The 24,117-nt window shown below is 62.3% G+C and carries 22 protein-coding genes; 12 read left to right on the forward strand and 10 right to left on the reverse strand.

The genetic code is table 11. The features are described 5' to 3' along the window. Positions 1 to 133: 133 nt before the first annotated feature. Together KD146_RS17765 and KD146_RS17770 are read left to right on the forward strand one after the other, a co-directional pair. The gene (locus KD146_RS17765) at positions 134 to 1,387 is read left to right on the forward strand and encodes a D-amino acid dehydrogenase (RefSeq protein ID WP_212660189.1); all 1,254 of its coding nucleotides are present in this window, start codon (positions 134 to 136) and stop codon (positions 1,385 to 1,387) included. A 236-nt stretch (positions 1,388 to 1,623) separates the two neighbouring features. After that, positions 1,624 to 4,224 carry a PBP1A family penicillin-binding protein gene (locus KD146_RS17770; RefSeq protein WP_212660190.1) on the forward strand — a complete coding sequence of 867 codons (2,601 nt, stop codon included), beginning with the start codon at positions 1,624 to 1,626 and terminating at the stop codon, positions 4,222 to 4,224. Between the two features lie 29 nt (positions 4,225 to 4,253). Here the strand turns inward: KD146_RS17770 and KD146_RS17775 are convergent, their stop codons facing one another. Both KD146_RS17775 and KD146_RS17780 read right to left on the reverse strand, forming a co-directional pair. Then, positions 4,254 to 4,991 (reverse strand): M48 family metallopeptidase, encoded by a 738-nt coding sequence (locus tag KD146_RS17775; protein ID WP_212660191.1) that lies wholly within the window; start codon positions 4,989 to 4,991, stop codon positions 4,254 to 4,256. A 174-nt stretch (positions 4,992 to 5,165) separates the two neighbouring features. Continuing rightward, positions 5,166 to 5,663 carry a DUF2852 domain-containing protein gene (locus tag KD146_RS17780; protein WP_212660192.1) on the reverse strand — a complete coding sequence of 166 codons (498 nt, stop codon included), beginning with the start codon at positions 5,661 to 5,663 and terminating at the stop codon, positions 5,166 to 5,168. 146 nt (positions 5,664 to 5,809) lie between these two features. Here KD146_RS17780 and KD146_RS17785 point away from each other — a divergent pair, with 146 nt between their 5' ends. The 3 genes from KD146_RS17785 to KD146_RS17795 all read left to right on the forward strand — a co-directional run bounded on the left by KD146_RS17785 (position 5,810) and on the right by KD146_RS17795 (position 9,475). After that, positions 5,810 to 7,120, forward strand: coding sequence for an ActS/PrrB/RegB family redox-sensitive histidine kinase (locus KD146_RS17785; RefSeq protein WP_212660193.1), 1,311 nt, complete (start codon positions 5,810 to 5,812; stop codon positions 7,118 to 7,120). Positions 7,121 to 7,171: 51 nt separating this feature from the next. Beyond that, complete coding sequence (locus KD146_RS17790) at positions 7,172 to 7,723, forward strand: ActR/PrrA/RegA family redox response regulator transcription factor (protein WP_212660194.1); 552 nt, start codon at positions 7,172 to 7,174, stop codon at positions 7,721 to 7,723. 96 nt (positions 7,724 to 7,819) lie between these two features. After that, positions 7,820 to 9,475 carry an MBL fold metallo-hydrolase RNA specificity domain-containing protein gene (locus KD146_RS17795; protein WP_212660195.1) on the forward strand — a complete coding sequence of 552 codons (1,656 nt, stop codon included), beginning with the start codon at positions 7,820 to 7,822 and terminating at the stop codon, positions 9,473 to 9,475. Here KD146_RS17795 and KD146_RS17800 read toward each other — a convergent pair. From KD146_RS17800 to KD146_RS17825, 6 genes are all read right to left on the reverse strand, one after another. Further along, positions 9,438 to 10,592 carry an MFS transporter gene (locus KD146_RS17800; protein WP_212660196.1) on the reverse strand — a complete coding sequence of 385 codons (1,155 nt, stop codon included), beginning with the start codon at positions 10,590 to 10,592 and terminating at the stop codon, positions 9,438 to 9,440. The two genes, KD146_RS17795 and KD146_RS17800, sit on opposite strands and share 38 nt — an antisense overlap. Before the next feature lie 5 nt (positions 10,593 to 10,597). Then, positions 10,598 to 11,062, reverse strand: coding sequence for an MmcB family DNA repair protein (locus tag KD146_RS17805; protein ID WP_212660197.1), 465 nt, complete (start codon positions 11,060 to 11,062; stop codon positions 10,598 to 10,600). Continuing rightward, on the reverse strand, positions 11,055 to 12,248 hold the full coding sequence (locus KD146_RS17810; RefSeq protein ID WP_212660258.1) for an MFS transporter: 1,194 nt from the start codon (positions 12,246 to 12,248) through the stop codon (positions 11,055 to 11,057). The genes KD146_RS17805 and KD146_RS17810 overlap by 8 nt, the downstream gene beginning before the upstream one ends. A 26-nt stretch (positions 12,249 to 12,274) precedes the next feature. Further along, positions 12,275 to 13,447 (reverse strand): MFS transporter, encoded by a 1,173-nt coding sequence (locus KD146_RS17815; RefSeq protein WP_212660198.1) that lies wholly within the window; start codon positions 13,445 to 13,447, stop codon positions 12,275 to 12,277. A gap of 112 nt (positions 13,448 to 13,559) precedes the next feature. Beyond that, positions 13,560 to 14,141 carry a hypothetical protein gene (locus KD146_RS17820; RefSeq protein ID WP_212660199.1) on the reverse strand — a complete coding sequence of 194 codons (582 nt, stop codon included), beginning with the start codon at positions 14,139 to 14,141 and terminating at the stop codon, positions 13,560 to 13,562. A 146-nt stretch (positions 14,142 to 14,287) separates the two neighbouring features. Continuing rightward, positions 14,288 to 14,641, reverse strand: coding sequence for a septal ring lytic transglycosylase RlpA family protein (locus tag KD146_RS17825; RefSeq protein WP_212660200.1), 354 nt, complete (start codon positions 14,639 to 14,641; stop codon positions 14,288 to 14,290). Positions 14,642 to 15,165: 524 nt separating this feature from the next. Here KD146_RS17825 and KD146_RS17830 point away from each other — a divergent pair. Further along, positions 15,166 to 16,164: a GGDEF domain-containing protein gene (locus KD146_RS17830; RefSeq protein WP_212660201.1), complete on the forward strand. Its 999-nt coding sequence runs from the start codon at positions 15,166 to 15,168 to the stop codon at positions 16,162 to 16,164. Positions 16,165 to 16,173: 9 nt separating this feature from the next. On the opposite strand, the gene KD146_RS17835 is transcribed toward KD146_RS17830, so the two are convergent. Next, on the reverse strand, positions 16,174 to 16,602 hold the full coding sequence (locus KD146_RS17835) for a DoxX family protein (RefSeq protein WP_212660202.1): 429 nt from the start codon (positions 16,600 to 16,602) through the stop codon (positions 16,174 to 16,176). Positions 16,603 to 16,673: 71 nt separating this feature from the next. After that, positions 16,674 to 17,396 (reverse strand): TetR family transcriptional regulator C-terminal domain-containing protein, encoded by a 723-nt coding sequence (locus KD146_RS17840; RefSeq protein ID WP_249327987.1) that lies wholly within the window; start codon positions 17,394 to 17,396, stop codon positions 16,674 to 16,676. A 106-nt stretch (positions 17,397 to 17,502) separates the two neighbouring features. Between KD146_RS17840 and aptA the strand changes: the two genes are divergently transcribed. The 6 genes from aptA to KD146_RS17870 are packed head-to-tail and all read left to right on the forward strand — an operon-like array spanning position 17,503 to position 23,999. Continuing rightward, the gene (aptA, locus tag KD146_RS17845; protein ID WP_212660203.1) at positions 17,503 to 18,849 is read left to right on the forward strand and encodes an omega-aminotransferase AptA; all 1,347 of its coding nucleotides are present in this window, start codon (positions 17,503 to 17,505) and stop codon (positions 18,847 to 18,849) included. Continuing rightward, entirely contained in the window at positions 18,849 to 20,342 is a 1,494-nt protein-coding gene (locus KD146_RS17850) for a CoA-acylating methylmalonate-semialdehyde dehydrogenase (protein ID WP_212660204.1), read from the forward strand. The genes aptA and KD146_RS17850 overlap by 1 nt, the downstream gene beginning before the upstream one ends. 9 nt (positions 20,343 to 20,351) lie before the next feature. Then, positions 20,352 to 21,602, forward strand: a complete 1,251-nt coding sequence (locus KD146_RS17855; RefSeq protein ID WP_212660205.1) for a Zn-dependent hydrolase — start codon at positions 20,352 to 20,354, stop codon at positions 21,600 to 21,602. Next, positions 21,602 to 22,117: an endonuclease domain-containing protein gene (locus KD146_RS17860; RefSeq protein WP_212660206.1), complete on the forward strand. Its 516-nt coding sequence runs from the start codon at positions 21,602 to 21,604 to the stop codon at positions 22,115 to 22,117. Before KD146_RS17855 ends, KD146_RS17860 begins: the two co-directional genes overlap by 1 nt. Then, entirely contained in the window at positions 22,114 to 23,568 is a 1,455-nt protein-coding gene (hydA, locus tag KD146_RS17865; RefSeq protein WP_212660207.1) for a dihydropyrimidinase, read from the forward strand. The genes KD146_RS17860 and hydA overlap by 4 nt, the downstream gene beginning before the upstream one ends. Then, positions 23,568 to 23,999 (forward strand): NUDIX hydrolase, encoded by a 432-nt coding sequence (locus tag KD146_RS17870; protein ID WP_212660208.1) that lies wholly within the window; start codon positions 23,568 to 23,570, stop codon positions 23,997 to 23,999. The genes hydA and KD146_RS17870 overlap by 1 nt, the downstream gene beginning before the upstream one ends. Positions 24,000 to 24,117: the final 118 nt, after the last annotated feature.

Genomic DNA, 24,117 nt, shown 5'->3' on the forward strand with positions numbered 1-24,117 from the left:
CAGTAATATGCGCGGAGTCGCATTTCTTGCAATTATCATGCATCAAAGTGAAGGACATTTCACGGCTTCTGCGCCAGAATTATGGCTTGCGACGGTTCAGCTGGGGACCGGCAATGTTTCGTGGAGAGCAGTCATGCGCGTGATCGTTCTGGGCGGCGGCGTCATCGGTGTTACAACGGCCTATTATCTGGCCAGGGCCGGCCATGCCGTCACGGTGCTGGAACGTCAGGACGCGGTGGCGCACGAAACCAGTTTCGCCAATGCCGGGCAGATTTCGCCCGGCTATTCCTCCCCCTGGGCTGCGCCCGGTGTGCCGCGCAAGGCGCTCAAATGGCTGTTCATGCGCCACGCCCCGCTGATCGTGCAGCCCCGGCTCGACCCGGCCACCATTGTCTGGTGCCTGTCCATTCTGCGCAATTGCACGCTTGGCCGCTATCAGGTGAACAAGTCGCGCATGGTGCGACTGGCCGAATATAGCCGCGACCAGCTCATGGCGCTGCGGGCCGATACCGGCATTGATTACGTCAATCGCAGTCAGGGCACGTTGCAGCTGTTCCGCTATGACAAGCAGGTTGAAGGCGCCCACAAGGATACCGAAGTGCTCGCCGCCGATGGCGTGCCGTTTGAATTGCTTGATGCGGCGGGCTGCATTGCCGCCGAACCCGGTCTGGCCAAGGCGCGCGACAAGATCGCTGGCGGCCTGCGCCTGCCCAATGACGAAACCGGTGACTGCTTCATCTTCACCACCAAGCTGGCCGAAATGGCCCGCGAACTGGGTGTCGAATTCCGCTTTGGCGTTGATATCGACGCGTTGGTCACCGAAGGCGACAAGGTGCGCGCCGTGCGCACCAATCAGGGCGAGCTTGAAGCCGATGTCTTCGTCGGTGCGCTGGGCAGTTTCACGCCCGCCATGGTCAAGCCGCTCGGGCTCAATGTGCCGGTCTATCCGGTCAAGGGCTACTCCATCACCGTGCCGATCATCGATGAAACCCGGGCGCCGACCTCCACTGTGCTCGATGAAAGCTACAAGGTTGCCGTCACCCGTCTGGGCGACCGTATCCGCGTTGGCGGCATGGCCGAGATCGCCGGTTTTGACACCACCTTGCATGATCGGCGCCGCAAGACGCTCGAGCATGTGGTCACCGACCTCTACGAAGGCGCCGGTGATGTCAGCCGCGCAACCTTCTGGACCGGATTGCGTCCCATGACGCCCGATGGCACCCCTGTTGTCGGCCCCACTCGCTATCCCAATTTCTATCTCAACACCGGCCATGGCACGCTCGGCTGGACCATGGCCTGCGGCTCGGCGCGCATTACCGCCGACATAATCAGCGGCAATACGCCCGAAATCGATACCCACGATCTGGGGCTGGCGCGCTACGCCTGAGCGCGCCAAAGCCTGTGACCACGGCGCAACAGCAGGCGTGCCATGGCCCCTCAGCCCTTAAACCAGCCACATTTACTCTGGAAAACCACTGCCGTGACCGCGTGGTGCACGCTGTTGTGACGACAGTGCACCGCGAGTCGGTCAGGGTCGGCCTTTAACCAGTCGCTAACCTCTTGTTTCCCATTTGCGCGGAACAGAGTAGAAGCGGCCAAAAGGCTCTGCTGTAGGTTTGCTTGATGGATTTCCGCATTTCCGCCGATGACCGCGTTGGCGCTCAGCCCAAAAAGGCGAGCAAGCCCAGGCAAACGGCAAAGGCCGAAGCCAAGCCGCGCAAGGGCGCGCGCGTCGAACCATCGCTGGGACAGGCCTCGAGCATGTTCAGCACCGGCGAACGCCCCGTCGGCAGTTCGGGCAATGGCCCCAAGGGCGGCGGCAAGCCCCCCCGGCGCGGCAAGGCATCGACCCCGCGCGGCAACAAGCCACGCAAATCGCGTTCCGGCGGCTTCTTGATGGGCCTGCTCTGGTGGGGCTTTGCCGCCTGCCTGTGGGGCGGTATCGCGGTGATCGGCATCATCGTCTATTACGGCGCGCAGCTGCCCTCATCCAATACCTGGGCCGTGCCCGACCGGCCGCCCAATATCCGCATTCTGGCCGCTGATGGCAGCCTGATCTCCAATCGTGGCCAGACCGGCGGCGAAGCGGTGACCTATCGCGAGCTGCCCTATTATGTCCCCGCGGCCATCATCGCCAGCGAAGACCGCCGCTTCATGAGCCATTTCGGCGTCGATCCGATCGGCATGGCCTCGGTCGTGCTTGAAATGATCAAGGCGCGTGGCGTCACCCGTGGTGCCTCCACCATCACCCAGCAGGTGGCCAAGAACCTGTTCCTCACCCCCGACCAGACCCTGGGCCGCAAGGTGCAGGAAGCCATTCTGGCCGTCTGGCTGGAACAGAACTATACCAAGGAAGAAATCCTCGAACTCTATATGAACCGCGTCTATTTCGGCGCCGGTGCAACCGGCATCGAGGCCGCCGCGCAGACCTATTTCGGTGTCTCGGCGCGCAATCTGTCGCTGGGTCAGGCCGCCATGCTGGCCGGCATTCTGCCCGCGCCATCGGCCTATAACCCCAAATCCAGCCCCGAACGCGCCATTGAGCGTCAGCGCCTGTCGCTCAATGCCATGGCGTCCGAAGGCTATATTACCGCTGAAGAAGCCACCGCCGCCCAGATTGACCCCAATCAGAGCGTGCGCACCCGCGTCGCCGGTTCGGAATCCTATGTCGCTGACTGGGTCGAAAGCCTGATGACTGCCTATATCGGCGACATCGAGAGCGATGTGATCGTGCAGACCACTATCGACTACAAGATGCAAAAAGACGCCGAGTTCATCGTACGCGAACAGGTCGCGGCCGAAGGCGGCAAGCGCGGCTTCACCCAGGGCGCGCTGGTGGCCATGGATGTGGACGGCAAGGTCCGCGCCATGGTGGGCGGTGTCGACTATCAAAAGAGCCAGTATAACCGCGCCGTCACCGCCAAGCGCCAGCCCGGTTCGACCTTCAAGCCCTTCGTCTATATGGCTGCAATGGAAAAGGGCTATACGCCCGACACTTTGGCCGAAGACGCCCAGTTCGACTATAATGGCTGGAGCCCGCGCAACGCCTCGGGCAAGTATGCCGGCACGGTGACCCTGCGTCAGGGTCTGGCCTATTCGATCAATACCATTGCCGCGCGACTGGCCATCGACGTCACCCCGCAGGCGGTCATCGATGTGGCGACCCGCATGGGCATTTCCTCCGAGCTGATTGCGGTGCCTTCCATCGCGCTGGGTACTCAGGAAGTGAACCTGCTCGAGCTGACCAGTGCCTACGCACCCTTCGCCAATGGCGGCATGGGCGTGATCCCCAACGTCATCACCCGCATCGAATCCAAGGCGGGCGACGTGCTCTATGAAGCCTCCGATGCCGGCCCCGGCCGTGTCGTGGCGCCTGACGTGCTCGCCAAGATGGACGATATGCTGCGCACCGCTGTTGAAGTGGGTACCGGCAAGCGCGCCAATATTGGCGGCTGGGAAGTGGGCGGCAAGACCGGCACCACCCAGGACGCCAAGGACGCGCTGTTTATCGGCTTTACCTCCGCCATGGTCACCGGCGTCTGGCTGGGCAATGACGACGCCACCAAGACCACCTTGTCGGGCGGCAATGTACCCGCGACCATCTGGTCGCAATTCATGACCAAGGCCCTTGCGGGCAAGCAGGCGGCCCCGATTCCCGGCGGCAGCTATGAAGGCCAGCTGGTCAGCCAGCCCGTGGTTGATCCAAACACCGGTCAGGTGATCATCGACCCCAATACCGGCCAGCCACAGGTGCAGTATGTCGACGCGGCAACCGGCCTGCCGGTGCAGACCGTGACCGATCCGGCCACCGGTCAGGTGGTCCAGATCGATCCCAATACCGGCCAGCCCATCGGCGCGGGCGTGCAGCCCTTGCAGTCCGGGCAGGATCTGACCGCCGGTGCCGGCCTGCCCGCGGGCGGCTTGATCATCGATGCCAATGGCCAGCAGATTGATCCCACCACGGGCCTGCCCGTGGGCCAGATCGTCACCGATCAGGCGATTGATCCGGTTACCGGCTTCCCGCTGCAGGCCCAGAGCAATGGCGTGGGTCAGGCACCGATCGATCCCAATACCGGTCTGCCCATGGTGCTGGTGATCGACCCGGCCACCGGCCAGCAGGTCTGGGTGCCCAGCGCCCCTGCCCAGGCGCCGCAACAGATCCAGCAGCAGGCGCCAGCCAATGACAATCCACGCACCTTGATGGATCTGATCTTCGGCAATTAGCCCGGAATGAAAATCAGGCGCGTGGTGGCCTAGCTGCCATGCGCCATCAACTGGCGACCATGCGCCTTGAGCCAGGCGCGGCCCCTTGCCATATCGGGCAGGGTGCGCTCCACGGTAGCCCAGAACGCGGCCGAATGGTTCATCTCGACCAGATGGGCGACCTCATGGGCGGCCACATAATCGAGCACGAAGGGCGGCGCCAGAACCAGCCGCCAGTTGTAATTGATATTGCCCGAACTTGAACACGAGCCCCAGCGGCTCGCCTGGCTGCGCATCTTGATGGTCTTGACGCTTACCCCCAGCCGCGCGGCGTGATAGGCGCTGCGCTCGCTCAGATCGGCGTGCGCCTCATCCTTAAACCAGTCGGTCAGCCGCCGTGCCTGATGCGCCAGATCGCCGGGCACCAGCAGCACCATTTCCCCGTCGTTTTCAGCCAGTTCCACCCGGCCGCGCAGCTTGCCTGTGCCGATAATGCGATGATCCACCCCACGTAGCGGCACCACGCCCCCATCGGTAAAGCTGGCCGCCTGCGGCGCCCGCTTGATCCGCGCTGCCAGCCAGTTGTGCTGACGGGCGAGGAAGGCCTCGGCCTCGGCCCATTTGCCATGCGGTGGCAGCGTCAGCACCGGACCGCCATTATGGGGCAGGCTCAGCCGATAGCTGCGCGCCCGTGCATTGACCCGCACGGTCACGCTCACCGCTTCGCCATCAATACTGATGACGGTCGATGGCGGGATTTTCGGTTTGGTGCGGAAGAACAGGTTCATCTGGGGCTCGGGAATCGCTGGGCCGATACTAACGTGATTTGGCGCGATTGCGGTGTCCGACCGGACACAAAAAAGCGCCCCGCGGCGGGGCGCCAGTACAGCCGGGGCACGGCTGGCTTTGGAAAAGGTCAGCGACGCACCGCAGCGCGTCGCTTGTCTTGGTCTGGCTGCGGCCTAGCCGTTATTGTTCCAGCCATTATTGTTGTTCTGGTCGCCATCATTGTGATCGTTCTGCTCGGGCTTGGGCTCGGTATAGCCCTGGCGCGAACCGCGGCGGTCATTCATGAAGCGGTCGAACTCTTCACGATCCTTGGCCTTGTTCAGATTGGCCATGTATTCGTGGAACTGCTCGATCTCGGCGTCCAGACGGGCGCGCTCTTCCTCGAGGCGCTTGAGCTGTTCGCTGCGATATTCGTCAAAGGCGGCATTGCCGCTCGAACTCATGCCGTAGTGGTGGCTGTGCCGACCATGATGGCGATGCTTGCCCGAGGTGCACCAGTCGCGGCCCTTGTTGAAATAGGCCTGCGCCTTTTCCGGCGAACCGCCGAATTTTTCACCCCATAGGATATAGCCGAGCACGGCCAGACCCAGGGGCCAGAACAGAATAAAGCCCATTACCATGAGCGCGATGGTCAAGGGGGACCATTGTGGTTTGATGATTGCTGTGGTCATTTCGCTTACTTTCTCCCAGTCACGATGATCAATACGTGGCCCATCCTGGGGTAGGATCAAGCGTGTGCCTGTGCGTTTTTGGCTCTTGAAATGACGATTTTCTGTCCCTATAGCGCGACAAAATTTAGCGAGCCCAAGGCTTTGAGATGTCCATAATCCAGGCTGACGGCCTGCCCCTGCCCTCGACCTGGCGCCCCTTGCGGCTGCAGACACTGGTGCTCGTGCGCTGGCTGGCCGTGGGAGGACAGGCCATTGGCGTGCTGTTTGTCGCCTTTGGCCTGGGGTTTCCCCTGCCGCTACTGGAGTGCTTCATCCTGATCGGCGCCTCGGCTGCAGTCAATCTGTGGCTCGTCTGGCACTTTGGCGCCGCCTATCGGCCCAGCAGCCTGTTTGCTACCGGTCAGGTCGCCTTTGATCTGTGCCAGCTTGGCTGCCTGCTGGCGCTCACCGGCGGACTGCAAAACCCCTTCTCGCTGCTGCTGCTGGCCCCCGTTTCGGTGTCGGCGACCACCCTGCCGCAGCGCTCGACCCTGGTCATTGCGCTGCTGGCCGCCGTGATTGCCTCGGTGCTGGCGGTCTGGCATCTGCCGCTGCCCTGGGATCCGCTCGAAACCATCGTGTTCAACCGCATCTATGTGATCGGCATCTGGGTCTCGATCATTTGCGGTGTGGTGTTTATCTCCGCCTATACCAACCGTGTCGCCCACGATGCGCGCCAGATCGCTGACGCCCTGGCGGCAACGGAGCTGGCGCTGTCGCGCAAGGAACAGCTCTCGGCGCTCGATGGTCTGGCCGCCGCAGCTGCCCATGAACTGGGCACGCCGCTCTCCACCATTGCCCTGGCTGCCAAGGAAATGCGCGCCGATGCGCCCGCGGACAGCGATCTGGCCTCCGATGTCGAACTGATCATCGAGCAGGCGGCGCGCTGTCGCGCCATTCTGGCCAAGCTGCGCAATCTCGACAATCATCACGACGATCCCTTCGCCGCCGTGCCCATCACCGATCTGCTGGCCGAGGTCGCCCGCCCTCATGAGGGGCGCGGCAAGGCCATTCTGTTCTATTACGAGCGCGCCGCTGGCGAACCGCCGGTCTTCAACCGCAGCGTCGGTCTGCTCTATGGTCTGGGCAATCTGATCGAGAACGCCGCCGACTTTGCGCGCCAGACCGTGCGCGTCGAGGCCGGTTGGGATCGCGACAGCATTTCTGTGTCGATCACCGATGATGGGCCCGGCTTTGCGCCCGAGCTGATTGCCCGGCTGGGCGAGCCCTATCTGACCAGCCGCCCGCGCGACCCCCATGGTCCCGATGCCAGCAAGCCCGGCGGGCTGGGCCTGGGCGTTTTTATTGCCAAGACCCTGCTCGAACGCACCGGCGCGCGGCTGGCGTTTCAGAACATTGCGTCCGATGGTCACGCCCAGGTGCGGATTGTCTGGCCACGCACTGCAATCGAGCTATAGATCCAAAACACCGGTTTTGACGTAACAGGTGCAACAGCCTATGGGAAAGCCATGAGCACGATCGAAGACCTACTTGCCACCGATCCAAGCCTGTTGCTTGTTGACGATGATATGGCATTTTTGCAGCGCCTTGAGCGCGCCATGACCCGGCGCGGCTTTGACGTGCGTATCGCCAGCACTGTTGCCGATGGCCTGGCCGCTGTCGCGGAAAAGCCCCCCGCCTATGCGGTGGTCGATCTGCGGCTCGAAGATGGCAATGGCCTCGAGGTGGTTTCGGCCCTGCACCAGAAGCGCCCCGATGCGCGCGCCGTGGTGCTCACCGGCTATGGCAATATCGCCACCGCCGTGACTGCGGTGAAGCTGGGGGCGGTCGATTATCTCTCCAAGCCTGCTGATGCCGATGATGTCATCAACGCCCTGCTGGCCACCGGCGAAGACAAGCCCGAGCCACCGGAAAACCCGATGTCGGCCGATCGTGTGCGCTGGGAGCATATCCAGCGCGTCTATGAACTGTGCGATCGCAATGTCTCGGAAACCGCGCGGCGCCTCAACATGCACCGCCGCACCCTGCAGCGCATTCTGGCCAAGCGCGCCCCGCGCTAGCGTCAGGACAACCCGCAAGAGATTTGCCTGTCTCGACATTGCCGGGCCAGTCAGGCTTACTTCGACACGTTAGCGTGAAAAGCGAGGAGCCGGGCCATGACTGTTACCCTTCACTTCCACGGTGCGGCTGGCACGGTAACCGGGTCTTGCTATCGCGTTGACCATCCCGGCGGCCATTTTCTGGTCGATTGCGGCATGTTCCAGGGCAATCGCACGGTCCGCGCGCTCAACCTCAAGCCGACCCCCTTCGATGTCAAATCTATCGATTTCCTGCTGCTCACCCACGCCCATATCGACCATGTCGGCCTGCTGCCCAAGCTGTATGCCGAAGGCTGGCGCGGATCGACCTGGATGACCGAACCCACGGCCGGTCTGCTCGAATACATGCTGCCCGACAGTGCCGGTATTCAGGAAAGCGAAGCCGAGCGCGAAACCCGCAAGCGCAGCCGGCGCGGCGACGAACCCGTCAAGCCGCTTTACACCAAGGCCGACGCCGACGAGGCGCTCAAGCACCGCCAGACCTGTGCCTATGAAAACTGGATCGAGCCGGGCCCGGGCGTACGCGCCCGCTACTGGAATGCCGGCCACATCATCGGTTCGGCCTCGATCGAGATTGAGGTGATGGATGGTGACACGCCGGTGCGGCTGATGTTCTCGGGCGATATCGGCCCCGACGAGAAGGTGTTTTACAAGGAGCCCGACGCGCCGGCTGGCTTTGACTACATTGTCTGCGAATCCACCTATGGCGGTCGTGACCGCGACGATTATACCCTGCTGCAGCGCCGCGAAGTGCTCAAGGCCGAGATCAACGAGGCGCTGGGTCGCGGTGGCAATCTGATCATTCCCACCTTCGCCGTCGAGCGCAGCCAGGAATTGCTGCACGACATTGGCTATCTCATCAAGACCGGCGAGATCGACCCCAAGCTGGTGTTTCTCGACAGCCCGCTCGCCAGCAAAGTCACCAGCGTCTATCGCAAATACGCCAAGATGTTCGACGACGTCGAACTGGGCGCCGACGAGCTGTTCAACGATCCACGCTTCCGCATCATCGAGGCGGTCGAGGATTCCAAGGCCATCAATACCATTCGCGGCGGCGCCATCATCATGAGCGCTTCGGGCATGTGCGATGCCGGGCGTATCAAGCACCATCTGCGCAACAATCTGATCCGCCGCAACGCTACCGTCCTGTTTGTGGGCTATCAGGCGCCCGGCACGCTGGGCCATGTCATTCTGACAGGGGCCAAGCAGGCCCGAATTCACGGCTCGGTCGTACCGATCCGCGCCAATATCCGCTCGCTGGGCAATTATTCAGCCCATGCCGACCACTCCGAACTGATGGACTGGATCACCGCGCGCCTGCCCGCCCATGGCGCGATCTTTCTCAGCCATGGCGAAGATGAGGAGCGCCTGGCGCTGCGCAAGGCGCTGATGGCCACCGGCCTGGGCGGCGACCAGATCATCCTGCCCCAGCTTGATGACTATTTCGAACTGACCGCAACCGGCGTCACCGGCAAGGCCGCGGCGACCACGCCACGCATCGATCCCAATCAGGTCCATTCGGACTGGCACAATGCCTTTTCCGATTTCACCATCCGGCTCAGCCAGCGGCTGGCCGAGGGCAGTGACGAGGAAAAGCTGGCACTGATGCAGGCGCTGCAGGCCGAACTGTCCACGCTGGGTGTGGCGCCATCACCGGCCCATCGCGAAACCGCCATTACCCCTGTGGAGCATGAGCTGGACGGCCAGGCCTGAGCCGCCCGGCCATCAGCCACGACAGGACCAGCAGCGGCAGCAGCATGGCAAAGGCACTGCGAATGCCAAAGCCCTCGGCCACGGTGCCGATCAGCACCGGCGCGCCCAGATTGACCAGTTGGAAGATCAGTGTGGTCGCCGCCACATTTTCCGAGGCCGGCCGGTCGCCCAGCCGCGCGGCGGCGGACAGGGTCAAGGGGAACAGCACACAGATGCCCACCCCTACCAGCCCGAACCCTGCCAGCGCGCTGGCCGCGTTGGGGGAAGCCACCAGCAGCACCATGCCCACCAGCGCCACCGCCGAGAGCGTGCGGGCCACCCGGACCGGGCCGAACCGGTCGATCCAGCGATCCGCCACCAGTCGGCCAATGGCCATGGTCAACAGCAGGGCCGGCAGTGCCAGCGATTCAATCCAGGCGGCAACCTCGAAATTGTCGCGCAGATAGATGATCGACCAGCTGCGCGACGCACCTTCGGTCAGCGCCGCCCCCAGGCCAAAGGCCACCAGCCCCATGGTGGCCCAACTGGGCCAGGCTAGCCGCTTCCTGCCGGCGCCGGCATGGGCACGCGGCGGCACGATGGGCATGGGCACAACAATGATCAGCAGCAGCGCGATCGTCACCGGCGCCAGCGCCCACATGTGCAGCGCCGGTGAGACATCGAAACCGCGCAGCGCCGCGCCCAGCAGCGAGGTGAGCAGAAACCCCACGCTCCAGGCGCCGTGACAGCGGTTCATGATGCGCTGTTCGGTCGCCGCCTCGATGCGGTCGGCCTCCACATTGATGGCGATATTGGTCAGCGAAAAACCAATGCCGTTGATCATCAGCAGCACGAACAGCGCCACGGGATGCAGCAGCACCGTGATCAGCGCCGCCGAGATGATGGCCACCGGCAGCACGCCGAGAATGACAGCGCGCGGCCCGAACCGCTCGATCACCCGGCTGGAGAACAGGAAGGTGCCCAGCGCGCCCACTGCGGGGCCCATCAGCACCAGCCCGAGCTGGGATTCGCTGAGCCCCACCAGCAGCTGGATATCGGGAATGCGCGTATGAATAGCACCAATGGCCAGGGCATGAACGAAGAACAGCGCAATGATGCGCCAGCGGGCAATGGGCATGGGACTCACTTCGGACCAGGGTCCATCAAGGCGTGGATACGGTCCGCGCCAAGGCGGGCCAGCTTGAGCGTCAACGCCTTGCGGCGGGCTGGCGCCAGGGGCGTATTGGGGCTGTCGCGCAAAATGGCGCCGTCATGGCCATCGGCCACGATCAGCCCCTCGCTTTGCGGAAAGATATCGGCGTCCAGCTCGGGCGGCTTGGCAAAAAAGAACTTGTCGGAGAAGTCGCGATATTCCGGCCATTTCCTGTCGACCTGGAAATCGATCAGGCTCGACTTGATTTCAACGATCCAGATTTCCCCCTTGGGGCCGATTCCCAGCACGTCGGCCCGTCGACCGCTTTTCAGCGTCACTTCGGCAAAGCACGCCATGTCAAAACTCTCGCGCAGCAGTCGCATCACCCCGCGCTGCACCCGCAGCGCGGTGGCCGATTGGCGCAAATCGACAATAGGCGGCAGATCCTCAGCCATGCGGTGGCAGCGGCTCGGGCGCCAACCCGCTCGCGTCCGCCAGCTTGCGATCCCCCAGCGCAAAGCTCGAGGCCCACAGACCGGCCGCCAACAAGGGCAGGCAAACCAGATATGAGGCGCGTATGTTGATAAACTCGGCAACAAAGCCGAGCAGTGGCGGCGCCAGGAAGAACACCACGACGCTTACCTGCCCGATGGCGGCGACGTTGACGGCGGCGGGTCGGTCGGTCCGTTGCGCGGCCGCCGATACGGCGAGCGGGTAGACTGCCGAGCAGCCGGCCCCCATCAGCGCAAAACCCAGCAATGCCAGTTCGGGAACCGGTGTCAGCCCGATCAGCAACGCGCCCAGGCTCGCCGCGGTCAGCATGCCCATGGCGACCTTGCGCGGGCCGTAGCGGCGAACAATAGGATCGGCGCCAAGGCGCATCACGGCCATGAAGAAGGCGAACAGAGCCAGCCCCATGCCCCCCACCAGCGGTTCGACGGCAAACACGTCGCGCATATAGATGGCTGACCAGTCGATACCGGCGCCCTCGACAAGAAACGCCGAAAACCCGATGAGACAGAGCGGCAGCAGACCACGATTTGGAAACGCAAAGCGTTGCCCGGCGGCCTCAGTCTGGCTGCGCGCGGTCTTTGGCGTGTTGGTCGCCCCATAGATCAGATAACCCGCCGCGGTGATCACGATGAGGGCGACCAGTCCGAGGTGAAGTCCAGCCGACACGTCCGACTGCCGGATCACGGCACCGAACAGCGCGGTAATGAAGAAGCCGACACTCCAAAACCCATGCGCGCGGTTCATGTAATGCCCGCCGGTATGGGTTTCGAGACGGTCAATCTCCACATTAAGGTTGATCTCCAGCGCCCCCACCAAAAGCCCGACAGTCACCAGCACGGCAAAGACGGCCGGGGCGTTGGGAAGCCAAGGAATGGTGGAGATCAGGATCGCTGGCCCCAGCGTGGTGAAAAAGGCCGTGAGCCGAAACCCCAGTTTCTCGACAATGGGCGATCCCACGGTCAGCGAAATCAATGAGCCCAGCGCCATCCCGGTCATGGTCAGGCCCAATTGGCCTTCGCTGACCCCCAGATGGGTCTGGATGTCGGGCAGGCGGGCCATCAAGGCGCCAATCGTCGCCGCAAAGAAGAAGAAGCATGCATAGATGCGGTGTTGCGGCGCGATGGTCAGCCGCGCCATGCCAGGGGGGCCAGAGCTCATTGTGCCGGCACCGCCTTGGGCGGCCGTGACCCCAGCGCGCTGGCGGTAATCAGGCTCAGGACAATAAGCGGAAGGCCAATGCCAAAGGCCCAGCGAATGCCGAAATGCTCGGCCACATAACCCAGCAGCGGTGGTCCGAGCAGGAAGCCGACAAATGAGATTTGCGCCAGCGCCGCCACATTGACCGCCGCCGAGCGGTCGGTGCGCTGTGCCGCCGCTGACATGGCCAACGGAAAGATCGCGCTGGTGCCAACGCCCATCAGCGCCAGGCCGACATAGGCGAGCCACTGATAGGGGCTGACAAAGACCAGCACAGTGCCGATGCCCAGAATGGTCAGCAGGGTCCGCGCCACAATGGTCGGGCTGGAGCGATCAACGAATTTGTCGGCAAAGAACCGGGTAACCGCCTGGGCACCAGCACCCAGCGCCACGGCAAAACCGGCCCAGAACGGATCGGCCATGAATACGTCGCGCATATAGATGGCGGACCAGTCAATGCCGGCCCCTTCCATCACCACGGCCGAAAAGGTGACACAGACCAGCACCAGAATGGCCAGCGTCGGGCGGGCAAAGCGGGGACCGCTATCGGTTGCGGTACTGACACGATGCCGGGCGGCCTCGAACCGGCCCAGCACCACCACGGTGGCCAGTGTCACCACCGGCACCATGATGGCCAGATGCCATTGCGGCGAGATACCGGCCTGGGCAACCAGCGCGCCAACCATGCCGGCGCTGAAAAAGCCGAAGCTCCAGAAGGCGTGCGCCCGGTTCATGATGCGGAAGCCCACGGCATGCTCGACCCGGTCGGCCTCAAGATTGACGATCAGCTCGATGCAGCCAATCGTGGCCCCCACCGGCACCAGCAGCACAAACAGCGTCAGCGGCGATGGCGCGAGCACCGCGATTGCATAGAGCACGGCCAGCAGCGGCAAGGCGCCCAGCAGCGCGCGGCGATAGCCGATTCGCTCCAGAAACGGGCCGGCAAAGGTCAGCGACAGCAGGGTGCCCAGCGCAGCGCCGATCAGCGAAAGCCCCAGTGCGCCTTCGCCCACGCCCATGGCCTCCTGAATGGCCGGCAGGCGCGGATAGATGCTGCCCATGCAAAACGAATAAATATAGAACGCGGCGAACACGCGTATCTGTGGCGCCAGCTTGAGGCCGAAATTCATGGAAGACTACTCGTGAGGCTGATTTGCGGCTGCACGCTATGCCAAATCGGGCCCTAGGGAAAGCAGCGGTGCAAACGTTTCTTCCTGCAACAATAACGTTGCACCAGCATCGTCAGGCCCGGGCTGAAACGAGCGTGCGGCGCGGATTGTGCTCGACGAACTCATCGCGCACCACATTCACCCCGGTGCTCAGATTGCGGATGATGTCGAGGCGCCGGAACTGCCCGCCCTTGCGATTGTCTGCCGGGGTGTTGCGGGCGCTCACCCGGCCACGGCGATCCGGTCCGAAATAGCCCAGCGTTTCATAATAGGTAAACTGCGTGCCGATCTGGCGATTGATCCGCTCCATCACCCGGCTGCGGGTGAAGGGCATGGTGACCACATCGTCAAAGCCCATATTGATGCAGCGCGTTATGGTCTCGACTGACGGACTTTCGGAAAAATAGATCAGTGGCGAAAAACGCAGCCTGCGGCTGGCAGAAAACCGGATCGCCTCGGCCACATCACGCAGCGCACTCACATCGGGCACGGCCGCGAACAGGAAATAGCACACGGGCGTGCGGCTGACCTGCTGCTCGGCCTGGGGCACGCCGCCATAGGGCTGCACCGTTCCGAAATTGAGCCGTCGGGCCATTTCGCTCAGTCCCGCACCCGCCCCGTCACTGGGTCCCACAACATAGACTGTTGGCTTCATGCCGCACGTCTCCTCCGCATTCCCGAAGCCAGTCTAGCCGCGGAATACTAAAGTGAGCCTAAAGACTGGCAATAAAGCAGAAAAACGAAAAACGGGCCGCCCCTTTCGAGGTCGGCCCGCAATACAATCAGGTCTGATTGCAGTATTCAGAGCTGGCTGATGCACACCGATGTGACGCCGCGATTGCGGAAGCCGAGCTTGGTGGCAGCGGCCTTGGACAGATCGATGATGCGCTTGCCGACAAACGGGCCGCGATCATTGATGGTCACTTCGATTTCTCGACCAGTACGCTGATCGGTAACTTTGACCTTGGTGCCGAAGGGCAGGGAGCGATGGGCAGCGGTCATGGCGTTTTCATTGAAGATTTCGCCTGATGCGGCGGTCTTTCCATTGAACCCAGGACCGTACCAGGAGGCGCCGCCACATTGGGCATAGGCTGCAGTGGAAACAGAGAACAGGACGGCAGCAAGGGCGGCGACGGATACGGCTTTTTTAATCAAGACAGGAACTCACGAAGTTGGTGTTGGCCGCTGCCTAATCCAGCCCGCAGGCCAGAATGTGCCCGAATTGGTCACAACTGGCCTCGATCATGGAACTGTTGCCCATGTGCCGCAGTGATTGCCGCCTTGATCGCGCCATAGTCAGCCCGGTCTCGCCAATATTGGAGAAACTGAATCCGTGATTGTTGGAATTCTCGGAACGAGATCGACCCGATTTTTTAAATCGAGGATTCATCTTGCGCGGTGTGCCCATGAAGCCACAGTTCCCACCCGACTGGCCGGGACAGGCCGGTTTTGCCGGGTTCCGTGAAAAATGGCCGGCTGTTTTGGCCGTGGATGGCTTTTTATGGCGCGATTGTGGCGCCCGTCGCGTCGCCCGAATTGTGCAGTTGCGATAACGTTTTGCCAATCACTTGGGTGTCACACTGCGCCTGCTTAGGACGCAGGCAATGAATTTAGACTGGACTCACCGTCTTCGGGTGTCGCGCAAAACAGCGCCGGCCACGATGGACGAGCATCATGCAATGAGAACAATTGGCCGGCTATTGGTGATTTCCATCACCACGCTGGTGGTTAGTTGTGTCGTAATGCTGACGACCGGACAGATGGTCAAAGGGATTTACGAACAGACGACCGCCGAGGCCGAGCACGTTCGCGCGGCCAATGGCATTGACCTGCTGGTCAGCCAGTTCGGTCCGCTCACCCCCGAGGGGGCCGAAACCATCGGTCGCATCGCCGGGCTGAAAAACGCCTATCTCTCGCAAACCGCGCCCACGGCGCCCGATCTGAGAATGATCCCCTTGCTGGGCGAACAGGCGGTGTCGGGCAGCTATCTGGTCTGGACTGAAAACTCCTTCGGCAACGACATGTTCAAGCTGTTTGCGCCGATCCGGTTGCCCACCGTATCGATCATGCTGCTGATCGTGATCGGCATGATGGTCTATGTACACCGGCTGGTCAGTGACATCGAGCGCCAGCGCCGCCTTGCGCATCGCCAGTCACGCACAGATGTGGTGACCGGACTGGATAACCGCCTAGCCTTTGAAACCGCCATTGGCAGGCTGAGCCAGGCCGGTACGCCCTTTGGCATTGTCATCATCGACCTTGACCTGTTCAAGGCGGTCAATGATGCGCTGGGCCACGCCGCGGGCGACATTGTGCTGCGCACCGTGGGACAGCGGCTCGAGGATCTGATGGGCCCCGGTGATCAACTGGCGCGGCTGGGGGGCGATGAATTTGTCATGGTGCGGGTCAACAAGCCTGACCCTGCGGGCCTGTCGATTCTGGCGCGCGAGTGCATTTTTGCCATCGAGCAGCCGATCGAACTGACCGGTGGACGCAACGTCAAGGTCGGCGCCAGCCTGGGCATTGTAGCAGCCGGCAGCGGCGACCTGCCGCCCTCAACCTTGCTCGGCGCAGCCGACACCGCGCTTTACCGCGCCAAGGCCCAGCCCGGCAGCGCTTTCCAGTTTGCCGGTGATTCCCCGGCCAGCGCCGATCACTGGCATCTGCGCTGCGCCTAGCCTCTGATCCTATCCAACAATCAGGCGATCAAGGCTCCAGTCACCGGCGCCAGTGGCGATCAGCACCAGCAGCGCGGCCGATAGAAGTGTTTCCGGCGCATAGAGCAGGTTTTCCAGTTTGTGGATGCCATGCCCCTTGGCATTCGGCAATGTCACGGTGGCAAAGGCAACCACGCTGATGCCGAGCAGGGCCAGCGCGCTCGGTACGCTCAACAGGCCGACTAACAGCGATGCGCCAGCCAGCATTTCGATGACCGAAAGCGGCCGCGCCAAGGCAGCGGGCACGCCTGCCGAGGTCAGCGTCTGCTGCATGCTGTGTGTCCGGTCGGGTTTGGTGAGCTTGAAATAGCCTGACAGGGCAAACATCAGCCCCACGACCAGCCGCAGCAGCAGCAATACCAAATCGGTCAGTGCGGGAATTTGTGTCAGCCAGATCAAAACGCGCTCCTCGTGCTGCAAACCAATGCCGCACCGGACGTGATCGTTCCTTGTGGCCTCAGTCAGGCGCGCTAGGCGCTCTTGGGGCGAGGTGTCAGGCCATGCAGGAACAACTGTTCGAGATAGCGCGCAGCGTCCTCGAACCGCCCCTCGCCATTGCGACCAGGCCCCAGCACCGCGCGCACCTGAACGTCGAAATCGGCATAGTGCTGCGTTGTCGCCCAGATCGAAAAGATCAGATGGTAGGGATCGGTGCGGGCCAGCTTGCCCTGATCCATCCAGCGCGACAGCAGCCGCGCCTTCTCATCGACCAGAGATTTGAGATCCACCTCGATCATTTCCACGATGCGGGGCGCGCCCTGCAGCATCTCATTGGCAAACAACCGGCTTTCGCGCGGATAGTCGCGCGCCATTTCCAGCTTGCGCCGGATATAGGAGCGGATTTCCGGGAACGGGTCGCCCGCGCCGTCCATCTCCTTGAGCGGCGCCAGCCAGGTTTCTAGCAGTGCCGCGATCAGGCGGCGGTGGATCTCTTCCTTGCGCGGGAAGTAATACAGCAGATTGGGTTTGCTCATCCCGGCAACCTCGGCGATCTGATCGATCGTGGCACCACGGAAGCCATGCATGGAAAACACCTCCAGCGCTGCCTCCAGAATGACATTCTGTTTTTCGCGCTGAATGCGCGTCAACGGCCGTGGTTTGGCATGGGGATGTGCCGCTGCCTTGGCGTCAGCCTTGTGCTGGCGCTTGGGCGCGGGGGTCGGATCGGCACTTTTCATTTTGGTCGGCGGCATTTTTCGCCTTGCGAGAAAGTTTTGGAGTGCTAAGTTTTTTCCAACTGGTCAAAATTCAGAGCATTGCGCTCTCGCGTCAAGTGCCAATCGTGACCGGGCCGAATTTATGGGGAGCGATACAGCCGTGTCCAATTCTAACGCCGTGGCGCCAAATGATCTGAGCGCCTTCTGGATGCCGTTCACATCTAACCGACAGTTCAAGCAGTCCCCGCGCATGTTGGTCGGGGCCAAGGACATGCACTACACCACCTCCGATGGCCGTCAGGTACTTGATGGTACCGCCGGTCTTTGGTGCGTCAATGCTGGCCATGCCCGCCCCAAGATTGTCGAGGCCATCGCCAAGCAGGCCGCCGAGCTTGATTACGCACCCGCCTTCCAGATGGGTCACCCCAAGGCATTCGAGCTGGCCAATCGTATTGTCGATATCGCCCCCGAAGGGCTCGACCACGTGCTGTTCACCAATTCGGGCTCCGAGTCGGTGGAAACCGCGCTCAAGGTTGCCCTGGCCTATCACCGGGTCAAAGGCGAGGGCGCCCGTTCCCGTCTGATCGGTCGCGAACGCGCTTATCACGGCGTCAATTTCGGCGGTATTTCGGTCGGTGGCATTGTCACCAACCGCAAGATGTTCGGCAGCCTGCTGGGTGGCGTCGATCACATGCCCCACACCCACAACCTGGCCAAGAACGCCTATTCCAAGGGCGTGCCCGAATATGGCACCGAGTTGGCCGATGAGCTCGAGCGCATCGTCACATTGCATGATGCCTCCACCATTGCGGCTGTCATCGTTGAGCCTGTGGCCGGCTCCACCGGCGTGCTCATTCCACCCATGGGCTATCTCAAGCGCCTGCGCGAAATCACCAAGAAGCACGGCATCCTGCTGATCTTTGATGAGGTCATCACCGGCTTTGGTCGCCTGGGCACCCCGTTTGGCGCCGACTATTATGGCGTCACGCCCGACATCATGGTCACTGCCAAGGGCCTGACCAACGGCATCATCCCCATGGGCGCGGTGCTGGTCTCCGCCGAAATCCATGACACGTTCATGCAGGGCCCCGAGCACATGATCGAGTTCTTCCACGGCTACACCTATTCGGGCAATCCGATGGCTTCGGCCGCCGGTCTGGCCACGCTGGAAACCTACAAGGAAGAGGGGCTTCTCACCCGTGGCGCCGAGATGGCGCCGATCTTCCAGGATGCGCTGCACTCGCTCAAGGGCGAGCCGCATGTCATCGACATTCGCAATATCGGTCTGGTCGGCGCCGTTGAGCTTGACCCCATTGCCGGTGCGCCCACCAAGCGCGCCTTCTCGGCCTTCCTCAAATGCTATGAGGACGGCGTTCTGGTCCGCACCACGGGTGACATCATTGCGATGAGCCCGCCGCTGATCATTTCCGAAAGCCAGATCGGTGAACTGATCGACGGCGTACGGACAGCCCTGCGGAGCATCGACTGATGAACATTATTGAAAACGCCGTCGCCGGCAAACGCTACGTCTCGACCGGTCGCCGTGTGCCGGTCTTCAACCCCGCCACCGGCGAAGTTTCCGCCGAGCTGCCGCTCTCGACCATGAGCGAACTCAACGACGCCGTGGCCAATGCCAAGGCCGCGCAGGTCGCCTGGGGCAATACTCCGCCCATGAAGCGCGCCCGCGTCATGTTCAAGTTCAAGGCGCTGCTTGATCAATATGCCGACGACATGGCCCGCGAAATCTCGCGCGAGCATGGCAAGGTGCATGACGATGCGCTGGGCGAAGTGGCCCGCGGCATTGATTGCGTCGATTTTGCCTGCGGTATCCCGCAACTGCTCAAGGGTGAGTTTTCCCGTAATGTGGGGCCCTCGATCGACAGCTATTCCGATCGCCAGCCGCTGGGTGTTGTTGCCGGTGTGACGCCCTTCAACTTCCCGGCCATGGTGCCGATGTGGATGTATCCGGCCGCCATCGCCTGCGGCAATGCCTTCATCCTCAAACCTTCCGAACGCGATCCGTCCGCCTCCATGCTGGCCTGGAACCTGTTCATGGAAGCGGGGCTGCCCGAAGGCATTCTCAATGTCGTCCATGGCGACAAGGAAATGGTCGACGGCATTCTCGACCACCCCGATATCAAGGCTGTCAGCTTTGTCGGCTCCACCCCGATTGCCGAATATGTCTATCAGCGCGGCGTCAAGGCCGGTAAGCGCGTCCAGGCTCTGGGCGGCGCCAAGAACCACATGGTGATCCTGCCCGATGCCGACCTCGATCAGGTCGCCGATGCCCTGATGGGGGCCGGCTATGGCTCGGCCGGCGAACGCTGCATGGCCATTTCGGTGGCTGTGCCGGTGGGCAAGGAAACCGCTGATGCGCTGGTCGCCAAGCTCAAGCCACGCGTGGAAAGCCTCAAGATCGGCCCGGCCACCGACAAGGACGCCGAAATGGGTCCGGTGGTCACCAAGATGCATCGCGACAAGATCGTCGGCTATATCGATTCCGGCGTCGAACAGGGCGCAGACCTCGTCGTTGACGGTCGCGGCTTCAGCCTGCAGGGCTATGAAAACGGCTACTATGTCGGCGGCACGCTGTTCGACAATGTCACCGCCGACATGACCATCTACAAGGAAGAGATCTTTGGTCCCGTCCTCTCGGTGGTCCGCGCCAATGACTATGCCGAAGCCGTCAAGCTCATCAATGAGCACGAATACGGCAATGGCACCGCCATCTTCACCCGCGACGGCGACGCCGCCCGCGAGTTCGCCGACAAGATCGAAGTGGGCATGGTGGGCATCAACGTCCCCATTCCCGTGCCCGTGGCCTACCATTCCTTTGGTGGCTGGAAGCGCAGCCTGTTTGGCGATCATTCCATCTACGGACCAGAAGGCGTGCACTTCTATACCCGCCTCAAGACCGTCACCACCCGCTGGCCCGCCGGCATCAAGGGCGGTGCCGAATTCAGCTTCCCCAGCGTCAAATAGGAGTGCGCCATGTCGGCCCCAGGAGAAAACCTTCGCATCAATGGCGTCCGCCTCTGGGACAGCCTGATGGAAATGGCCAAGATTGGCCCCGGCATCGCCGGGGGCAATAACCGCCAGACCCTGACGGACGAAGACAGCGAAGGCCGTCACCTGTTCAAGCGCTGGTGCGACGAGGCCGGCCTGACCATGGGCGTGGACCAGATGGGGTCCATGTTCATGACCCGTCCGGGTACCGATCCCGATGCGCTGCCGGTCTATGTCGGCAGCCATCTCGATACCCAGCCCACCGGCGGCAAATATGATGGGGTGCTCGGTGTTCTGGCCGCGCTCGAAATCGTTCGCTCGATGAATGATCTGGGCATCAAGACCAAACACCCCATCGTGGTCACCAACTGGGCCAATGAGGAGGGCGCCCGCTTCGCCCCCGCCATGATGGCCTCGGGGGTGTTCGCCGGCGTGCACAGCCAGGAATACGCCTATGGCCGCACCGATCAGGAAGGCCTGAGCTATGGCGATGAGCTGGTCCGTATCGGTTGGCGTGGCGACGAGGAAGTCGGCGCCCGCAAGATGCACGCCTATCTCGAATACCACATTGAGCAGGGCCCCATTCTCGAAGCCGAGAACAAGAAAATTGGCGTGGTTACCCACGGCCAGGGCCTGTGGTGGCTCGAATTCACCCTGACCGGCAAGGAAGCCCATACGGGCTCCACGCCTATGGCCATGCGCGTCAATGCCGGTCTGGCCATGGCCCGTATCCTCGAAATGGTCCAGGCCGTCGCCATGGATCATCAGCCAGGCGCTGTGGGTGGCGTGGGTCAGATGAAGTTCTCGCCCAATTCGCGCAATGTGCTGCCTGGCACGGTGGTTTTCACCGTCGATATCCGCAGCCCAGATCTCGACAAGCTCACCAATATGCGTGAGCAGATCGAAACCCAGGCCGCACAGATCGCCGATGCCCTGGGCGTTGGCTGTTCGGTCGAGGCGGTGGGCCATTTCGACCCCGTCGAATTTGACTCCACCCTGGTCAGCCGCGTCCGCTCGGCCGCCGAAAAGCTCGGCTACAGCCATATGGACATCATCTCGGGGGCTGGCCACGACGCCTGCTGGGCCAACAAGGTTGCTCCCTCCACCATGGTGATGTGCCCCTGCGTTGGCGGGCTCAGCCACAACGAGGCCGAAGACATCTCCCAGGAATGGGCCACCGCCGGCGCCGACGTGCTGTTCCACGCCGTGGTCGAAACCGCGGAGATCGTTGAGTGATGGTGACGGGCGAGGAAAGAGCTGATCTTACCTCGCCCCTTCGGGGAGAGGTCGCCGCGCAGCGGCGGGAGAGGGGCGCAAAACCCTCCCGGCCTGCTATATCCCGAGCACGATCACTGCGCAGAAACCAGACCGAAGCCGAGCATCGCCTCTGGCAAATGCTGCGCAATCGGCAAATCGACAACCACAAATTCGTGCGCCAGCATCCTATCGGACCCTATGTCGCCGACTTTGCCTGTCGGCAGGCCATGCTGCTCATTGAACTCGATGGCGGCCAGCATGCTGACAGCAATCAGGACGCAGCACGTACCCATTATTTGAACGACCATGGCTATGGCGTTCTACGCTTCTGGAACAACGAACTGTTGGGCAATCGGGACGGTTGCTGGCACGCGATTGTTTCGGTCCTGAACGGCAACCCCTCACCCGACCTCCGCTACGCTCCGGCCACCCTCTCCCCAGAGGGGCGAGGGCAGGTGGAGTGCGCCCCCAATATTCAAGGGACACAACCATGAGCAGCAAAGTCATCAAGAACGGCACCGTCGTGACCGCGGACCTGACCTACAAGGCCGACGTCAAGATCGAGGGCGATGTCATTGTCGAAATCGGGCCCAATCTGAGCGGCGATGAAACACTCGATGCCACCGGCTGCTACATCATGCCCGGCGGCATTGACCCCCACACCCATCTCGAAATGCCCTTCATGGGCACCTATTCGGCCGATGATTTTGAATCCGGTACCCGCGCGGGTCTGGCAGGCGGCACCACCATGGTGGTTGATTTTTGCCTGCCCAGCCCCGGCCAGAGCCTGCTCGAAGCGCTGCAGATGTGGGACAACAAGTCCGGCAAGGCGTCTGCGGACTATTCCTTCCACATGGCCATCACCTGGTGGGACGAGCAGGTCTGGCGCGAAATGGACGACGTCGTCAAACGCGGCATCACCAGCTTCAAGCACTTCCTGGCCTATAAGGGGGCGCTGATGGTCAATGACGACGAGCTGTTTGCCTCGTTTGGCCGCTGCGCCGAGCTGGGCGCACTGCCACTGGTGCATGCCGAAAACGGCGATGTCGTTGCGGCGATGACGGCAAAACTGCTTGCCGAGGGCAATAACGGCCCCGAAGCGCACGCCTATTCGCGCCCGCCCGAAGTTGAGGGCGAAGCCACCAACCGCGCCATCATGATTGCCGATATGGCGGGCGTGCCGCTTTATGTGGTGCATGTCTCGAGCGAACAGGCACATGAAGCCATCCGCCGCGCCCGCCAGAAGGGCATGCGCGTTTATGGCGAGCCGCTGGTGCAGCATCTCACGCTTGACGATAGCGAATACGCCAATCCCGATTGGGATCACGCGGCGCGCCGGGTGATGTCACCACCTTTCCGCAACAAGATGCATCAGGATTCGCTGTGGGCCGGCCTGCAGTCGGGCTCGCTCTCTGTGGTCGCCACCGATCACTGTGCCTTTACAACCGAACAGAAGCGCAACGGCATTGGCGATTTTTCCAAGATCCCCAACGGCACCGGTGGCCTCGAAGATCGCCTGGCCGTGTTGTGGAGCCGCGGCGTCAATACCGGCCGGCTGACCATGAACGAATTCGTCGCCGTTACCTCGACCAACATCGCCAAGATACTCAACCTCTACCCCAAAAAGGGTGCGGTACTGGTCGGCGCTGATGCCGATCTGATCGTCTGGGATCCCGCCCGCAAGAAGACCGTCTCGGCCGCGACCCAGCAGTCGGCGATCGACTACAATGTGTTCGAAGGCTTCGAATTGACTGGCCTGCCGCGGTTCGTGCTGACCCGTGGCAAGGTCGCGGTAATCGAAAACGAGATGCATCACGAGCCCGGTCACGGCAAATTTGTTGGTCGCGAGGCCAAGAACCCTGTGAACCGCGCGCTCAGCCAGTGGAAAGAGCTCGTCGCACCGCGCAAGGTAGAGCGGTCGGGTATTCCGGCTTCGGGGGTTTGATGGCGTCGGCTGCAGGACAGATAACCATAGCAGCCGCCATCATTCTGGGGGCTGACCAGCGCATGCTGGTCGTGCGCAAGCACGGCAGTGCCCTGTTCCAGCAGCCGGGCGGCAAGATCGACGCCGGCGAAACGCCAGAAATGGCGCTCCGGCGCGAGATTGCCGAAGAAATAGCCATAACGCTTGCCCCTTCGGCAGTGGTGGCGCTGGGGACCTACTCAGCGCCCGCGGCCAACGAGCCGGGCATGCAGGTTCTGGCTCATATCTTTTCAGCCAGGACAACCGAGACGCCCAGGGCGGCCGCCGAAATCGCCGAATTGGCCTGGCTTGACCTCGATCATCCCGAACGCATGCCTCTCGCGCCGCTCTTGCAGCGCCACATCGTCCCGCTGGCGCGCCAAATCGCCGGATTGAGCGAGCTTGCCTCATGATCTGTTCGGGTAACATGCATCTGGCACGAGACATGCGAGACTTGGCACAAGACATGCAAGGGCAATACCAGACAGCCCTGACGACGCAGCACGACGTGCAGACCTGCACCGATAGACA

It is taken from the genome of Devosia litorisediminis, assembly GCF_018334155.1.
Classification (GTDB): domain Bacteria; phylum Pseudomonadota; class Alphaproteobacteria; order Rhizobiales; family Devosiaceae; genus Devosia; species Devosia litorisediminis.

Coding starts and splice junctions, on each gene's coding strand:
- KD146_RS17765 (WP_212660189.1), top strand. CDS start 134: ATGCGCGTGATCGTTCTGGGCGGCGGCGTCATCGGTGTTACAACGGCC.
- KD146_RS17770 (WP_212660190.1), top strand. CDS start 1,624: ATGGATTTCCGCATTTCCGCCGATGACCGCGTTGGCGCTCAGCCCAAA.
- KD146_RS17775 (WP_212660191.1), bottom strand. CDS start 4,991: ATGAACCTGTTCTTCCGCACCAAACCGAAAATCCCGCCATCGACCGTC.
- KD146_RS17780 (WP_212660192.1), bottom strand. CDS start 5,663: ATGACCACAGCAATCATCAAACCACAATGGTCCCCCTTGACCATCGCG.
- KD146_RS17785 (WP_212660193.1), top strand. CDS start 5,810: ATGTCCATAATCCAGGCTGACGGCCTGCCCCTGCCCTCGACCTGGCGC.
- KD146_RS17790 (WP_212660194.1), top strand. CDS start 7,172: ATGAGCACGATCGAAGACCTACTTGCCACCGATCCAAGCCTGTTGCTT.
- KD146_RS17795 (WP_212660195.1), top strand. CDS start 7,820: ATGACTGTTACCCTTCACTTCCACGGTGCGGCTGGCACGGTAACCGGG.
- KD146_RS17800 (WP_212660196.1), bottom strand. CDS start 10,592: ATGCCCATTGCCCGCTGGCGCATCATTGCGCTGTTCTTCGTTCATGCC.
- KD146_RS17805 (WP_212660197.1), bottom strand. CDS start 11,062: ATGGCTGAGGATCTGCCGCCTATTGTCGATTTGCGCCAATCGGCCACC.
- KD146_RS17815 (WP_212660198.1), bottom strand. CDS start 13,447: ATGAATTTCGGCCTCAAGCTGGCGCCACAGATACGCGTGTTCGCCGCG.
- KD146_RS17820 (WP_212660199.1), bottom strand. CDS start 14,141: ATGAAGCCAACAGTCTATGTTGTGGGACCCAGTGACGGGGCGGGTGCG.
- KD146_RS17830 (WP_212660201.1), top strand. CDS start 15,166: ATGAGAACAATTGGCCGGCTATTGGTGATTTCCATCACCACGCTGGTG.
- KD146_RS17840 (WP_249327987.1), bottom strand. CDS start 17,396: ATGCCGCCGACCAAAATGAAAAGTGCCGATCCGACCCCCGCGCCCAAG.
- aptA (WP_212660203.1), top strand. CDS start 17,503: ATGGGGAGCGATACAGCCGTGTCCAATTCTAACGCCGTGGCGCCAAAT.
- KD146_RS17850 (WP_212660204.1), top strand. CDS start 18,849: ATGAACATTATTGAAAACGCCGTCGCCGGCAAACGCTACGTCTCGACC.
- KD146_RS17855 (WP_212660205.1), top strand. CDS start 20,352: ATGTCGGCCCCAGGAGAAAACCTTCGCATCAATGGCGTCCGCCTCTGG.
- KD146_RS17860 (WP_212660206.1), top strand. CDS start 21,602: ATGGTGACGGGCGAGGAAAGAGCTGATCTTACCTCGCCCCTTCGGGGA.
- hydA (WP_212660207.1), top strand. CDS start 22,114: ATGAGCAGCAAAGTCATCAAGAACGGCACCGTCGTGACCGCGGACCTG.
- KD146_RS17870 (WP_212660208.1), top strand. CDS start 23,568: ATGGCGTCGGCTGCAGGACAGATAACCATAGCAGCCGCCATCATTCTG.